Here is a 14,060-nt window from a genome sequence, read left to right on the forward strand (position 1 = left end):
CTCCTTATTGCGCGGCTTTCACGCGGTCGAGCACACGGCCTTCGATGTCCTCGATGCCGGCGGGCACGGCCGGGTACCACTTGATGTTCTTCAGCGCGGCTTCGGGGAAGCTGTCGGCGAACTGTTTCTTCAGCGTCTCGTTCATCAACTGGTCCGCGCCCTTGCTGGCCGTGAAGTTGCCGGCTGCGCTGGCCACCTTGGCCGCAATCTCGGGGCGCAGGTTGAAGTTGATCCAGGCGTAGGCGGCGGCATCGTTGCGGCCCTTGGCCGGAATCGCGTAGGTGTCCACCCAGCCCAGTGCGCCGGACTTGGGCGCGATGAACTTGATCTCGGGCTGGGTCTTGTTCAGCGCCCAACCGCCCGTGTCCCACATCATGGCCGTGGTCAATTCACCCGAGCGCAGGCCGGCGAGCAGTTGGTCCTTGCCGTCCCAGTAAAACTTGACGTTTTTCTTGCAGTTGATCATGGTCTGGCCGACTTCGTTCATCAGCGCCGCGTAGCCCTTGGCGTCGTTGTAGAGCGCGAAGGGGTTCTTGCCGCTGGCGAAAGCAAAGGCGATCAGCGTCGGGCGCTTCAGGCGCATGCTGACCTTGCCCGCGTTCTCGGGGGCGCAAAGGTCGGGGTAGTCCGTGGCCTTGGAGGTCTTGGTGTTGACCACCAGGCCGTCCGTGCCCCAGATGTGCGGCAGACCGTAGACCTTGCCGTCCACCGTGGTGTTGGCCTGGGTGGCTTCCAGCATGGAAGGAATGAAGAGCTCGCGCTTGATCTTGGACAGGTCCAGCGGCTTGTAGATGCGGAATTCGGTCTGCGGCCCGGCGATGCGGTCCTGGCTGGGTTGCGCGAGGTCAAAGCCGGCGCCTCCGGTGGCGCGCAGCTTGGAAATCATCTCCTCGTTGTTGGAGAGCGTGATCTCGACCTTGATGCCGGTTTCCTTGGTGAACTGCTCCACCACGTCCTTGGGCGCGTAGTCGGCCCAAGTCAATAGCCGCAAGGTCTTGTTCTGGGCCTGGGCGAGGCCGGCGGTGGCCAGGCACAGGGCAGCCAGGGTGATGCAGGTCAAGGTGCGCTTCATGGGAGGCTCGCTTTCTCGCAAACAATCTAGAATGACGTGGATGTGAAAAGACCGTGGCGCCAGGGATGGCGCCGCCGCACCCGCGTGCGGGCGCAGGCGTCGTGTCACATTACCACAGCATTTTTGATGCCTGGTGACAGGCCGCCACCGGCAGGGCGTGCGTTTCTACCGTGTCGGCATTACCGGTACTCCAGCAGAGCACCCGCCCCGGCGCGATTCAGCCCAAGGCCTGCGCGAAGACCCGGCCCAGCGTGGCGATGCCCTCTTCAATCTGCGCGGGCGGCACGGTCACGAAGCTCAGGCGCAGGGTGTTGGCGTGCTTCTGGTTCGAAGCCGCGAAGAAGGGTGCGCCCGGAACGTAGGCCACACCGGCCTCGACGGCACGGTCCAGCAGGGCGGTCGCATCCAGCGACTGCGGCAGCTCGACCCAGAAAAACATGCCGCCCACCGGTGCGTTCCAGCGGCAGCCGATGCCGAGCAGATGGCGCTGCAACGCGGCCTGCATGGCATCACGCTGGGCCTTGTAGCGCGCGCGGATGGTCGGCACATGTTCGGTCAGGAAACCGTCTTTGATGACTTCGTGCACCACGCGCTGGTTGAAGCCCGGCGTGTGCAGATCGGCCGCCTGCTTGGCCTGCAGCAGCTTGGGGTAGAGCGTCTTGGGGGCGACCACGTAACCCAGGCGCAGGCCTGGCGCCAAAACCTTGGAGAAGGAACCCAGGTAGATGGCTCCGCCGTTGTCGCCGATGCCCAGTTGTGCGCTCAGCGGCGCGGGGGGCGGCGCGTCGAACCAGAGGTCGCCATAGGGGTTGTCTTCCACGATGGGCAGGCCGATGGTGGCCGCTTTCTCGGCAAGTTGCGCGCGGCGCTGAGCCGACAGGCAACGCCCGCTCGGGTTCTGGAAGTTGGGCAGCAGGTACATGAAGCGCGCACCACGTGCGGCTTCCAGCGCTTCGGGCAGGGGGCCTTCGTCGTCGCCTTCTATGGCGGTGAAATCGCATTCAAACGGTGCAAAGGCCTGCAGCGCGCCCAGGTAGGTGGGCGATTCGACCGCCACCCGGCTGCCCGGATCGACCAGTACCTTACCGACTAGATCCAGGCCTTGTTGAGAACCGGTGGTGATCAGCACCTGATCGGCGTCGACCTGCACACCCTGACTGGTCAGCTCGGCCGCCACCCATGAACGCAGCGGGGCATAACCTTCGCTGGCTGCGTACTGCAGCGCCTCGCGTGGTGTGTCGCGCAGCACACGCGCCGTGGCTTCGGCCATGGCGGCGATGGGGAAGGTTTCGGCGGCGGGCAGGCCCCCCGCCAGCGAGATGATGCCGGGGCGTTCGGTGACCTTGAGGATTTCGCGGATGGTCGAGGGATTCAGTCGTGCGGCGCGGCGGGCCAGGGTCCAGGGCATCGGGTTCTCCGGGGATGTGGAACGGTGGGGACAACAGGGTGGGGGCGTCAGAACGTGGCTTCGACGGCGCGGCGCAGCGCGGGCGTCACTTCGGGCAGCAGGCCAAACCAGTGCTGGAAGGCGGCGCGCGCCTGGTGCAGCAGCATGCCCAGGCCGTTGACGGTGACATGCTGGCCAGCAGGGCGCAGCCGTGCCGCCGCCAGCAGCGGGGTTTCCAGCGGGGTGTAGATCACGTCACAGACCAGGGCTGTGGGCGGCAGGGCGTCGAGTCGGAGATCCAACGCCTCCTGGCCCGTCATACCCAGGCTGGTGGTGTTGACTAACTGGGCGCAGCCCTCCAGCGCGGCGTGACGCTGGTCCCAGGGCAAGGCCAGCCAGCGGGTGCCTGGGTAATGCGCGCCGAATTCGGCGGCCAGCGCCTGGGCCTTGTCCAGGCTGCGGTTGCAGATGCGGATCTCGGGCGCGCCTTGTTCACCCAGCACGGCCAGCACGGCGCGCGCCGCGCCGCCTGCGCCCAGCACGGCCATGGGGCCCGAGGTGGGGCCGGCATCGGCGCGCCAACCGGGGCAGGCTTCGCGCAGGCTCTGGATGTATCCCTCGGCGTCGGTGTTGTAGCCCACCAGGGCGCCGTCCTTCACCACCAGGGTGTTGACCGCGCCGATGCGCGCGGCCAGCGGGTCCACCCGGTCCAGCAGCGCGAGCGCGGCCACCTTGTGTGGGATGGTCAGGTTGCAGCCCGCGAAACCCATGGCCTTGAGGCCGCGCAGGGCGTCGGGCAGGTTGGTCGCCTGCACCGGCAGCATGACGTAGTCGCCCTTGACGCCGTGTTCGCGGATCCAATGGCCGTGGATGACGGGCGAGCGGGAGTAACGGACAGGCCAGCCCATGATGCCGGCGAGGGTGTAGGTGGGGTCCATGTTCAGGAGGTGGGCGAGAGATGGGAGGGGGGCGGCGTCGCGGGGAGCGTCGCGGCGGTGAAGACCTCGGCCGTGATCTGCTGGATCAGCTCGATCATGGCTTGCTGGGTCAGCGTGGTGGTGCGACCCGCCGCGGTGGCGATCACCAGGCGACTGAGCAGGGGCGTGGCGCGCGCGGCATGGTCTGGCCGGCCCAGGCTGATGGGGCGCGCCCGGTAGGCATCGGGGCGGGTGGCACTGATCAAGGCGTGGCGCGGCAGCACGGCGTAACCCAGGCCATCGGCCACCAGGTCGAGGATGGCGGCCACGCCGTCGATCTCCAGCGCGATGGTCGGCTTGCAGCCGATGTTGCCCATCTCGGCTTCCACCAGCATGCGCAGCGCATTGGGGCGGCTCGGGATCACCAGGGGCAGGGCGCCGACTTCGTGCAGGCTGATGGTTTCGCCCAGAAGTTCAAGCGTGCCCGTTTGGGCAGATTTTTTCCCGGCACCAGCGGGGCCGGCACCGGGGAGGTCGGGTGCGTGGCTTGTGCGGCCGGCGTTGCTGGGTCCGATCAGCAGCATCATGTCGTCCATCAGCGGCAGCGACTCGAACTCCGTGCTCGGTGGCGGGTTGTAGAGCAGGGCCAGGTCCAAGCGCCCGGTCAGCAGGCCTTCCTGCATGGAGATGGTCAGTCCCTCGCTGATGGACAGCGCCGCGGCCGGCAGGCGCTTGCGGAAGGCGCGCGTCAGCGGCACGGTCAGCAACCGAGCGATCGAGGGCGGCAGGCCCAGGGCCACGCGCCCCGCCAGCGCGCCTTGCACACGGCCCAGGTCTTCGCGCGCGCGCTCCACCTGGTGCAGGATGCCGCGCCCGTGGTCGAGCAGCAGCTTGCCGGCGTCGGTCAGGGTGACGCCGCGCCCGTTGCGCAGCAGCAGGTTCTGGCGCAACTCCACTTCCAACTGGCGCACCTGGCGGCTCAGGGCAGGCTGGGCAATGCCGAGCACGCCTGACGCGCGCGTGAAGCTGCCGAGCTCGGCCACGCGCACGAAGTATTCAAGCTGCTTCAGATCCATGTTGGATTGATTTTTCGGATATCGGGCGGGTGATTATGCCGAACTGCGATACCTGCTAGTAGGTGCCTTGCCTAGCCCCCGGCAAAGCGCAAGGCGACAATCCGCGAAGTTCATTTTCTGCACACTGATTCACTCCTCGCCTGCGGGCACCATCGCGGTGCCTTGAGACCATGACAACAGAGATCCTGGGCATTTCCTCGATGGCGACGCGCCTGCTGCTGGCCGAGCTGGCGGGGGCCTACGAGCGCGTGGTGGACGCGCGCGTGCGCATCGAATCCGTCGGTGGTGTGGACGCCGCCAAGCGCGTGGCCGCGGGCGAGGCCTTTGATGTGGTCTTCCTGGCCTCCGACGCCATCGACAAACTCGTCGCCGCCGGCCATGCCCTCGCGGGCAGCCGCGTGGACCTGGTGCATTCGGGCGTGGCCGTGGCCGTGCGCGACGGTGCGGCCGCCGTGAACATCGCGGACGAGGCGGCTGTGCGTGCCGCCGTGCTGGCAGCGAAGAGCTTGAGCTATTCCACCGGTCCCAGCGGTGTCGCGCTGGCCAAATTGTTCGAGCGCTGGGGCATCGCTCAAGAGATCCAGAGCCGCATCGTGACTCCGCCGCCCGGCATTCCCGTGGGCAGCCTGGTCGCGAAGGGCGAGGTGGAACTGGGCTTCCAGCAACTGAGTGAATTGATCCACGTCCAGGGCATCCGCATCCTCGGCCCCTTGCCCGCCGAGATCCAGATCACCACCACCTTCAGCGGCGCGGTCTGCGCAACCAGCCGACAACCCGAAGCCGTGCGCGCCCTGCTGCGCTACATGGCCGCGCCCGAGGCGGCCGAGGCCAAGCGCAGGCAGGGCATGAATCCGGTCTGAACTGGCCGCGACGGTACGCGTTGCGGATGACACGAACAAGCACAACGGAGAACCTATGAAGCAACCCCTCATCATCGACTGCCACGGCCACTTCACCACCGCGCCCAAGGCGCTGGAGAACTGGCGCAACCAGCAGATCGCCAGCATCAAGGACCCGGCCCTGGCGCCGAAGGTCGCGGACCTGAAGATCAGCGACGACGAGTTGCGCGAGGCCATCGAGACCAACCAGTTGAAGTTGATGAAGGAGCGCGGTAGCGACCTGACCATCTTCAGCCCGCGTGCGAGCTTCATGGCCCACCACATTGGCGATTTCCAGGTCAGCAGCACCTGGGCGGCCATCTGCAACGAGTTGGTCTACCGCGTGACGCAGCTGTTCCCGCAGAACTTCATCGGCGCGGCCATGCTGCCGCAGTCGCCGGGCGTCGATCCCAAGACCTGCATCCCTGAGCTGGAAAAATGCGTGAAGGAATACGGTCAGGTCGGCATCAACCTCAACCCCGACCCCTCGGGCGGCCACTGGAACAGCCCGCCGCTGACCGACCGCCACTGGTACCCCATCTACGAGAAGATGGTGGAGTACGACATCCCGGCCATGATCCACGTCAGCACCAGCTGCAACGCCTGCTTCCACACCACGGGCGCGCACTACATCAACGCCGACACCACGGCCATCATGCAGCTGATCCAGGGCGACCTGTTCAAGGACTTCCCCACGCTGCGCTTCGTCATTCCGCATGGCGGCGGCGCCGCGCCCTACCATTGGGGCCGTTACCGCGGTCTGGCGCAAGAGATGAAGAAGCCCTTGCTGCAAGAGCATCTGCTGAAGAACATCTTCTTCGACACCTGCGTCTACCACCAGCCTGGTATTGATCTCTTGACCCGCGTGATCCCCGTGGACAACATCCTGTTCGCCAGCGAGATGATCGGCGCGGTGCGCGGCATCGACCCTGAGACCGGTCACTACTACGACGACACCAAGCGTTATGTGCAGGCCACGCCCAACCTGAGCGAGGAACAACGCTTCAAGGTCTACGAAGGCAACGCGCGCCGTGTCTTCCCGCGGCTGGACACGGCGCTGAAGAAGCAGGGCCGTTGATCAGAGCAGAACAACGAATTCAAGACATACCAGGAGCACACCATGAGCGTCAACGCACCGCTGGGCATCGTCAAGCGCAACATCACGCGCGCCGATGCCGCCGCCACCGATAAACTGGCCCAGTTCGGCGTGGCCACCGTCCACGAAGCCCAAGGCCGCATCGGCCTGATGCAGACTTACATGCGCCCCATCTATCCGGGCGCCAAGATCTCGGGCACCGCCGTCACCGTGCTGCTGCACCCGGGCGACAACTGGATGCTGCACGTCGTGGCCGAGCAGATCAAGCCCGGCGACATCGTGGTCGCGGCCCTGTCCGCGCCCAACACCGACGGTTTCTTCGGTGACCTGCTGGCCACCAGCTTCAAGGCGCGTGGCGCGCGCGGCCTGATCATCGACGGCGGCTGCCGCGACATCGTTGAACTCAAGGCCATGGACTTTCCGGTCTGGAGCCGCGCCATCAGCGCCAAGGGCACCATCAAGGCCACGCTGGGCTCGGTGAACATTCCGGTCGTCTGCGCCGGCATGATCGTCAACCCAGGCGACGCCATCGTGGCCGATGACGACGGCGTGGTCGTCGTCAACGCGGCTGATGTGCCCAAGGTGGCTGAGGCCGCCGCCGCGCGCGAGTCCTTCGAGGGCGAAAAGCGCGCCAAGCTGGCCTCTGGCGTGCTGGGCCTGGACATGTACAAGTTCCGCGAGCCGCTTGAAAAGCTGGGCCTGAAGTACATCGACTGAGGCCGCAAGCGCCGCCCCGCAACTACCGTCGCCCGCACCGCATGTCCGATCGCCGCACCCTGTCCCTCGCCTCGTGCTCAAGCGCGCCCCGGCCCGCCGCGTTCGCGTCGCCGCGGGTGGAGGCTGTGCGGCGTGTCAGCCGGTGGGCGTGGCTGGCGACCGCGCTGGGTGCTTTGCTGCTGACGGCATGCGCCTTGCCGCCGGCACTCGCGCCAGCACCATCCCCGATCGAACCAGCCCCAGCCACCGCCGCGGTGCGCACCTTACTCGCGCCCACCGGCGTGCTGCGGGTGGGCGTGTATGCCGGTAGCCCCTTGTCTCTGCTGGAGCGAGAGGATCCGACCCGCCATGCCGGTCTGAGCCATGACCTGGGCCAGGAAATGGCGCGCTGGCTGGACGTGCCCTTCGAGCTGGCGCGTTTCGAACGCCTGGCCGACCTGATGGTCGCCATGGGCCAGGGCGAAGTGGACTTCACCGTCACCTGGAAAAGCGATATCTACGGCAACGACGTCAATTACAGCCTGCCCCTGCTGGACCTGGAACAGGGCTATCTGGCCCGACCGGGCACCCGTCTGCGCGAGGCGGCGGACCTCAACACCCTGGCCGCGCGCCAGGGCGGTGTCAAGCTGGGGGTGCTGCGTGGCGCGGGCGCGCAGGCGCCGCTGGCACGCCGCCATCCGCAGATTGAGATTGTTTTGCTGGGCAGCTATACCGAGGCCACGGACCGGCTCGCGGCGGGGCAGATCGAAGCCTTCGCCGCCAGCAAGAGTGTGCTCTTTCCCATGGCCGATCGCCTGGGCGGTGGCGCCCGGGTGCTCGACGGCCGCTGGGGCCTGGAGACGGTGGTCATCGCCATTCCCAAGGGACGGCAGTCGGCCATGTCCTACCTGAGCCGCTTCGTGCTCAGCGTGCGGCGCGAAGGCTATTTGCAAGCGGCGGTGCGCCGCGCCGATTTGCGCGGCGCCGTCGAGCCCGACATTCGCTGAGCCAGGCTGCCGGCGGCACCCAACCATCACACACACGACAAGGAAGAACAAGACCATGAGTGGAACACCGACAACAGGACCTTTCGAGAAAACCAAGGGTTGGCTAGATTGGCACTGTGGCCCGAGCAAGCCGCGTTTTCAGGTGCCGCCCGGCGCGGTGGACGCGCATTGCCATGTCTTCGGCCCTGGCGCGCAGTTTCCCTACGCGCCAGAGCGCAAGTACACACCCTGCGACGCGAGCAAGGATCAGCTCTTCGCCCTGCGTGACCACCTGGGCTTCGCGCGCAATGTGATCGTGCAGGCCACCTGCCATGGCGCCGACAACAGCGCCCTGGTGGACGCCTGCCTGGCTTCCAACGGCAAGGCACGCGGCGTGGCCACCGTGCGACGCAGCGTGAGTGACGAGGAACTGCAGCGCCTGCATGCCGCTGGCGTGCGCGGCGTGCGCTTCAACTTCGTCAAGCGCCTGGTGGACTTCACGCCCAAGGACGAGCTGATGGAAATCGCCAGCCGCATCGCCAAGCTGGGCTGGCACGTAGTAATCTACTTTGAGGCCGTGGACCTGCCCGAACTCTGGGATTTCTTCACCGCCCTGCCGACCACGGTGGTGGTGGACCACATGGGCCGCCCCGACGTGAGCAAGCCCGTGGACGGCCCTGAGTTCGCGCTCTTCCTCAAGTTCATGCGCGAACACAAGAACGTCTGGAGCAAGGTGAGTTGCCCCGAGCGCCTCAGCGTCACCGGCCCCAGGGCGCTCCAGGGTGAACAGGGTCTGGAGAGTGGCGCATACAAAGACGTGGTTCCCTTCGCCCGCCGCATCGTCGAGGAATTCCCCGACCGCGTGCTTTGGGGCACCGACTGGCCGCACCCGAACCTGAAGGATCACATGCCCGACGATGGCCTGCTGGTGGATTTCATACCCCAGATCGCGCGCACCGCGGAGCTGCAGCGCAAGCTGCTGGTGGACAACCCCATGCGCCTGTACTGGGCGGATTGAGGCACATCAATACATCAGCCCGAGCGCGGACCTATGCTCGGGCCACACAGGAGAAGCACCATGCCACTTGATAAACCGTACCTGGACGTGCCGGGCACGACCATCTTCGACGCCGAGCAATCGCGCAAGGGCTACTGGCTCAACCAGTTCTGCATGTCGCTCATGAAGGCCGAGAACCGCGCGCGCTTCCTCGCCGACCAGCGCCAGTACGTCGACGAATGGCCGATGACGGAGGAGCAAAAGCAGGCCGTGCTCGCGGCCGATTTGAACCGCTGCATTGCGCTCGGCGGCAACATTTATTTCCTCGCCAAGCTGGGCGCCACCCATGGCAAGAGCTTTCAGCAGATGGCCGGCAGCATGACCGGCATGACGGAGGAGGAGTACCGCGACATGATGATCAAGGGCGGACGCTCCATCGAGGGCAATCGCTACGTGGGCGAGAACGGCAGCGCGCAGCCCCAGAACCAGCCGCAAGGGCATGGCACGGGCAAGTTGCTTTGAATCGTCCGGCATAGGAGAACCCAACATGGCAAAAATCACCGCTTCCGTCTACACCTCCCACGTGCCCGCCATCGGCGCGGCCATGGACCTGGGCAAGACCCAGGAACCCTACTGGCAGCCGCTGTTCGCTGGTTACGACTATTCCAAGCAGTGGATGAAGGACAACACGCCGGATGTCGTGTTCCTGGTCTACAACGACCACGCCACGGCCTTCAGCCTGGAGATGATCCCCACCTTCGCCATCGGCACGGCAGCGCAGTACCAGCCCGCCGATGAAGGCTGGGGCGCGCGCCCCGTGCCGGTGGTGCAGGGCCATCCGGAACTGGCCTCGCACATCGCTCAGTCCGTGATTCAGCAGGACTTCGACCTCACCATCGTCAACAAGATGGATGTGGACCACGGCCTGACCGTGCCCCTGTCCCTGATGTGCGGCGCCAAGGACCCGAAGACTGACAAGTGGCCCTTCAAGGTCATTCCCTTCGCGGTCAACGTGGTGCAGTACCCCGTGCCCTCGGGCCGCCGCTGCTTCCAGCTTGGCCAGGCCATCCGCAAGGCGGTCGAGTCCTTCGACGAGAACCTCAACGTGCAGATCTGGGGCACGGGTGGCATGACCCACCAGTTGCAGGGGCCGCGTGCGGGCCTGATCAACAAGGACTGGGACAACGCCTGGCTGGACAAGCTCATCGACGACCCGGCGGCCACCGCCCAGGTGCCGCACATCGAGTACGTGCGCGAGGCGGGCAGCGAGGGCATCGAACTCGTGATGTGGCTGATCGCCCGCGGCGCCATGGCCGACGTGCACGGCGGTCCCAAGCCCAAGGTCAAGCACCGCTTCTACCACGTGCCTGCCTCCAACACGGCGGTGGGCCACATGATTCTTGAAAACAGCTAAAGGACCCACTCATGACCATCAAAGTTGCTTTGGCCGGTGCCGGCGCTTTCGGCATCAAGCACCTGGACGGCATCAAGAACATCAAGGATGTCGAAGTCGTTTCCCTGATCAGCCGTGACCTGGAAAAAACCAAGGAAGTGGCTGACAAGTACGGCATCCAGCATGTCACCACCGATCTGGCCGACAGCCTGAAGCTCAAGGAAGTCGACGCCGTCATCCTGTGCACGCCCACGCAGATGCACGCCGCCCAGACCAAGGCGTGCCTCGAGGCTGGTAAGCACGTGCAGGTGGAAATCCCGCTGTGCGACGTGCTCAAGGAAGGCGAGGAGGTCGTCGCCCTGCAAAAGAAAAAAGGCCTGGTGGCCATGTGCGGTCACACGCGCCGCTTCAATCCCAGCCACCAGTACGTGCACAAGAAGATCAAGGCGGGTGAATTCAACATCCAGCAGATGGATGTGCAGACCTATTTCTTCCGCCGCACCAACATGAACGCGCTGGGCCAGCCGCGCAGCTGGACCGACCACCTGCTGTGGCACCACGCCGCGCACACGGTCGATCTGTTCGCCTACCAGGCCGGTAGCCCCATCGTGAAGGCCAACGCCATCCAGGGCCCCATCCACCCGACGCTGGGCATCGCCATGGACATGAGCATCCAGCTCAAGGCCGCCAACGGCGCGATCTGCACGCTGAGCCTCTCGTTCAACAACGATGGCCCCCTGGGCACCTTCTTCCGCTACATCGGCGACACTGCGACCTACATCGCGCGCTATGACGATCTTTTCAACGGCAAGGACGAGAAGATCGACGTGAGCAAGGTGGACGTGTCCATGAACGGCATTGAGCTGCAGGACCGCGAGTTCTTCGCCGCCATCCGCGAAGGCCGCGAGCCCAACGGCAGCGTGGCCCAGGTGCTGCCCTGCTACCAGGTGCTGCACCAGCTGGAGCAGCAGCTCCAGGCATAAGACTGAGCCGGCGGTTCGCGCCGCCGCTCAGTTCGCGTGATCGGTCCGCAGGATCGGTCCGCGAGGTCAGGCCAGCGTCGGATAGTCCGTGTAGCCCTTTGCGCCCGGTGTGTAGAAGGTGCTTGCGTCCGGCGCGTTGAGCGCCGCGCCACGCTGGTAGCGTGCCACCAGATCCGGGTTGGAGATGAAGGGGCGGCCATAACCGATCAGGTCGCCCACGCCGTCCTTGAGCGCCTGTTCGCCGCTGGCCGCATCAAAACCCCCGGCGATGATGAAGGTGCCGTCGAAGGCGGCCCGCAGCTTGGCCTTCAGGTCCGCGGGCACGGGGGGCGTGCCCATGGCCGAGTGGTCCAGCACATGCAGGTAGGCGAGCTTGAGCGCCGAGATTTCACGCACCAGCGCGAGGTATTGCGCATCCTGTTCCGGATAGTGGCCGGTGCCATTGAACACGCCGTGGGGTGAGAGGCGGATGCCAACCTTGTCCGCGCCGATGGCGGCCACGCAGCCGCGGGCGATGTCCAGCGCGAAGCGGTTGCGCTTCTCGGCGCTGCCGCCGTAGGCGTCGTTGCGCTGGTTGACGTTGGCGTTGAGGAACTGCTCGATCAGGTAACCGTTGGCGCCATGCAGTTCGATGCCATCAAAACCCGCCTCCACCGCGAGCTTGGCGGCGTTGACGTATTCGGCGATGGCATGGTCGATGTCAGCTTGCGTCATGGCGCGCGGCTGGGTGTGGGGCTGCATGCCCTTGGCGTCGGTGTAGATCTCGCCCGGCAGCAGCGCGTCGGTCGGGCCGAGCACTTCGGCGCCCGCCGGCAGGTTGGCCGCGGCGCCGACGCGGCCGGTGTGCATGAGCTGCACGAAGATCTTGCCGCCCTTGGCATGCACCGCATCGGTGACCTGTTTCCAACCCGCCACCTGCGCGGCGTTGTAGAGACCGGGAATGCGTGTGTAGCCCAGGCCATTGGGCGAGGGCGAGGTGCCCTCGGTGATGATCAGCCCCGCGCTGGCGCGTTGACCGTAGTACTCCGCCATCAGCGCGTTGGGCGTGTTGCCCTCGCTGGCGCGGCTGCGCGTCATGGGCGACATGACCAGGCGGTTCTTGAGCTGGAGGGAACGGCTGGAATAGGCATCAAACAGCATGGTGGTCTTTCTTGAACTTCTCGGTGGGTTGATGGATTGGATCGGGCCGGCTGCCCGGCCGGCAATCGGGTGCAGCTGAGGGCAGGTTCGGGGATTTCAAGCAGCGGCCTCTCAGGCCGCCGCCCGATGGCGCTGGATGCGCGGCAGGTTGCCTTCCACCCAGTCGGCCAGCTCGCGCACGTGCAGGCCAATTTCGTAGCCCATGGGCGTAAGGCTGTAGTCCACGCGGGGTGGCATCACCGGGTGGGCATGGCGGCTGACGAAACCGTCCGATTCGAGGTCCTGCAGGGCCTGGGCCAGCATGCGCTCGCTCACGCCGTCGATGCGCCGGCGCAGCTCGCTGAAGCGCTGCGTGCCATCCAACAGGGCCACCAGCACCAGGCTGCCCCAGCGGCCCGTGACGTGATTGAGGATCTGGCGCGAGGGACAGGCGGCGGCGAAGAGGTCGCCGCGCCGGGTCTTGGGGGAGGTGCCGGTTTTCATACTTACCTTTTTGTGCGTACTTACTAAAAGTTCGCTTGGTGCCTATTATCCAGGCCTTCCATCACTCGCACAAGGAGCTTGAACATGATCGCCGTCACTGGTGCTTCCGGCCAACTGGGCCGCCTCGTCGTTGAAGGCCTGCTGGCCAGCCAGCCCGCCTCGTCCATCGTCGCCCTCGTGCGCGACCCATCCAAGGCCGCCGCCTGGGCGGCGCGTGGCGTGCAAGTTCGGCAAGCCGACTACACCCAGCCCGCCGCCTTGACCCAGGCCCTCAAGGGCGTGGACAAGCTGCTGCTGATTTCCTCCAGCGAGGTCGGCCAGCGCACGGCTCAGCACCGCAACGTCATCGACGCCGCGCGCCAGGCCGGCGTGAAGCTGGTGGCCTACACCAGCATCCTGCGTGCCGACAGCTCGCCCCTGGGCTTGGCGCGCGAGCACCGCGAGACCGAAGCGCTGCTGCGTGCCTCCGGCCTGCCGCACGTGCTGCTGCGCAACGGCTGGTACACCGAGAACTACACGGCCAGCGCCCCGGCCGCCGTGCAGCATGGCGCCGTGCAGGGCAGCGCGGGCACGGGTCGTTATTCCTTCGCCGCGCGGGCCGACTACGCCGCCGCCGCCGTGGCCGTGCTGACCCAGGAAGGTCAGGCTGGCCGGGTGTATGAACTGGCTGGCGACACCGCCTACACCCTGGCCGACTACGCCGCCGAAATCGCGCGTCTTTCCGGCAAACCCGTGGTCTACCAGGACCTGCCCGAAGCCGAGTACGCCAAGGCCCTGGTGCAGATCGGGCTGCCGGATTTCGTGGCGGCCATGCTGGCCGAATCCGATGTGGGGGCCTCCAAGGGCGCCTTGTTCGACGAGGGCCGCGCGCTCAGCCGCCTGATTGGTCGCCCGACCACGCCGCTGGCCGACAGCCTGAAGGCCGCATTGCAAGGTTGAGGGGCAGGGCGGGCCGC

Annotated in this window: 15 protein-coding genes; 9 read left to right on the top strand and 6 right to left on the bottom strand. The window is 66.2% G+C overall.

What is annotated here, in order from left to right; all coding sequences use genetic code 11:
* Positions 1 to 4 precede the first annotated feature (4 nt).
* From AZ34_RS06960 to AZ34_RS06975, 4 genes are all read right to left on the bottom strand, one after another.
* Positions 5 to 1,072 (bottom strand): extracellular solute-binding protein, encoded by a 1,068-nt coding sequence (locus AZ34_RS06960; protein WP_035606355.1) that lies wholly within the window; start codon positions 1,070 to 1,072, stop codon positions 5 to 7.
* Between the two features lie 217 nt (positions 1,073 to 1,289).
* Positions 1,290 to 2,480 carry a PLP-dependent aminotransferase family protein gene (locus AZ34_RS06965; protein ID WP_035606358.1) on the bottom strand — a complete coding sequence of 397 codons (1,191 nt, stop codon included), beginning with the start codon at positions 2,478 to 2,480 and terminating at the stop codon, positions 1,290 to 1,292.
* A 47-nt stretch (positions 2,481 to 2,527) separates the two neighbouring features.
* Positions 2,528 to 3,397, bottom strand: a complete 870-nt coding sequence (locus AZ34_RS06970; protein ID WP_035606361.1) for a shikimate dehydrogenase — start codon at positions 3,395 to 3,397, stop codon at positions 2,528 to 2,530.
* A gap of 2 nt (positions 3,398 to 3,399) precedes the next feature.
* Entirely contained in the window at positions 3,400 to 4,452 is a 1,053-nt protein-coding gene (locus tag AZ34_RS06975) for a LysR substrate-binding domain-containing protein (RefSeq protein ID WP_051509591.1), read from the bottom strand.
* A 170-nt stretch (positions 4,453 to 4,622) separates the two neighbouring features.
* Between AZ34_RS06975 and AZ34_RS06980 the strand changes: the two genes are divergently transcribed.
* From AZ34_RS06980 to AZ34_RS07015, 8 genes are read left to right on the top strand one after another with little or no spacing between them, the layout of a single operon-like run.
* Positions 4,623 to 5,312: a substrate-binding domain-containing protein gene (locus AZ34_RS06980; protein WP_197026510.1), complete on the top strand. Its 690-nt coding sequence runs from the start codon at positions 4,623 to 4,625 to the stop codon at positions 5,310 to 5,312.
* Between the two features lie 55 nt (positions 5,313 to 5,367).
* Entirely contained in the window at positions 5,368 to 6,408 is a 1,041-nt protein-coding gene (locus AZ34_RS06985; protein ID WP_035606364.1) for an amidohydrolase family protein, read from the top strand.
* 42 nt (positions 6,409 to 6,450) lie between these two features.
* Positions 6,451 to 7,143 (top strand): 4-carboxy-4-hydroxy-2-oxoadipate aldolase/oxaloacetate decarboxylase, encoded by a 693-nt coding sequence (gene ligK / locus AZ34_RS06990; RefSeq protein WP_035606366.1) that lies wholly within the window; start codon positions 6,451 to 6,453, stop codon positions 7,141 to 7,143.
* 41 nt (positions 7,144 to 7,184) lie between these two features.
* The gene (locus AZ34_RS06995) at positions 7,185 to 8,129 is read left to right on the top strand and encodes a transporter substrate-binding domain-containing protein (RefSeq protein WP_081767114.1); all 945 of its coding nucleotides are present in this window, start codon (positions 7,185 to 7,187) and stop codon (positions 8,127 to 8,129) included.
* Positions 8,130 to 8,184: 55 nt separating this feature from the next.
* Positions 8,185 to 9,126 carry an amidohydrolase family protein gene (locus AZ34_RS07000; protein ID WP_035606369.1) on the top strand — a complete coding sequence of 314 codons (942 nt, stop codon included), beginning with the start codon at positions 8,185 to 8,187 and terminating at the stop codon, positions 9,124 to 9,126.
* A gap of 60 nt (positions 9,127 to 9,186) precedes the next feature.
* A complete protein-coding gene (gene ligA, locus AZ34_RS07005; protein WP_035606371.1) occupies positions 9,187 to 9,627 on the top strand; it encodes a protocatechuate 4,5-dioxygenase subunit alpha in 441 nt (146 codons plus the stop codon).
* Positions 9,628 to 9,652: 25 nt separating this feature from the next.
* The gene (locus tag AZ34_RS07010) at positions 9,653 to 10,519 is read left to right on the top strand and encodes a class III extradiol dioxygenase subunit beta (RefSeq protein WP_035606375.1); all 867 of its coding nucleotides are present in this window, start codon (positions 9,653 to 9,655) and stop codon (positions 10,517 to 10,519) included.
* Positions 10,520 to 10,530: 11 nt separating this feature from the next.
* Positions 10,531 to 11,481, top strand: a complete 951-nt coding sequence (locus AZ34_RS07015; RefSeq protein ID WP_035606378.1) for a Gfo/Idh/MocA family oxidoreductase — start codon at positions 10,531 to 10,533, stop codon at positions 11,479 to 11,481.
* Positions 11,482 to 11,547: 66 nt separating this feature from the next.
* On the opposite strand, the gene AZ34_RS07020 is transcribed toward AZ34_RS07015, so the two are convergent.
* Both AZ34_RS07020 and AZ34_RS07025 read right to left on the bottom strand, forming a co-directional pair.
* Entirely contained in the window at positions 11,548 to 12,621 is a 1,074-nt protein-coding gene (locus AZ34_RS07020; protein WP_035606381.1) for an alkene reductase, read from the bottom strand.
* A 111-nt stretch (positions 12,622 to 12,732) separates the two neighbouring features.
* On the bottom strand, positions 12,733 to 13,104 hold the full coding sequence (locus tag AZ34_RS07025; RefSeq protein ID WP_035606384.1) for a winged helix-turn-helix transcriptional regulator: 372 nt from the start codon (positions 13,102 to 13,104) through the stop codon (positions 12,733 to 12,735).
* Between the two features lie 84 nt (positions 13,105 to 13,188).
* Here AZ34_RS07025 and AZ34_RS07030 point away from each other — a divergent pair, with 84 nt between their 5' ends.
* Positions 13,189 to 14,043: an SDR family oxidoreductase gene (locus tag AZ34_RS07030; protein ID WP_035606387.1), complete on the top strand. Its 855-nt coding sequence runs from the start codon at positions 13,189 to 13,191 to the stop codon at positions 14,041 to 14,043.
* Positions 14,044 to 14,060: the final 17 nt, after the last annotated feature.

Origin of the sequence: Hylemonella gracilis str. Niagara R, from assembly GCF_000600295.1 — a bacterium.
In the GTDB taxonomy this organism is placed as follows: Bacteria; Pseudomonadota; Gammaproteobacteria; order Burkholderiales; family Burkholderiaceae_C; genus Hylemonella; species Hylemonella gracilis_A.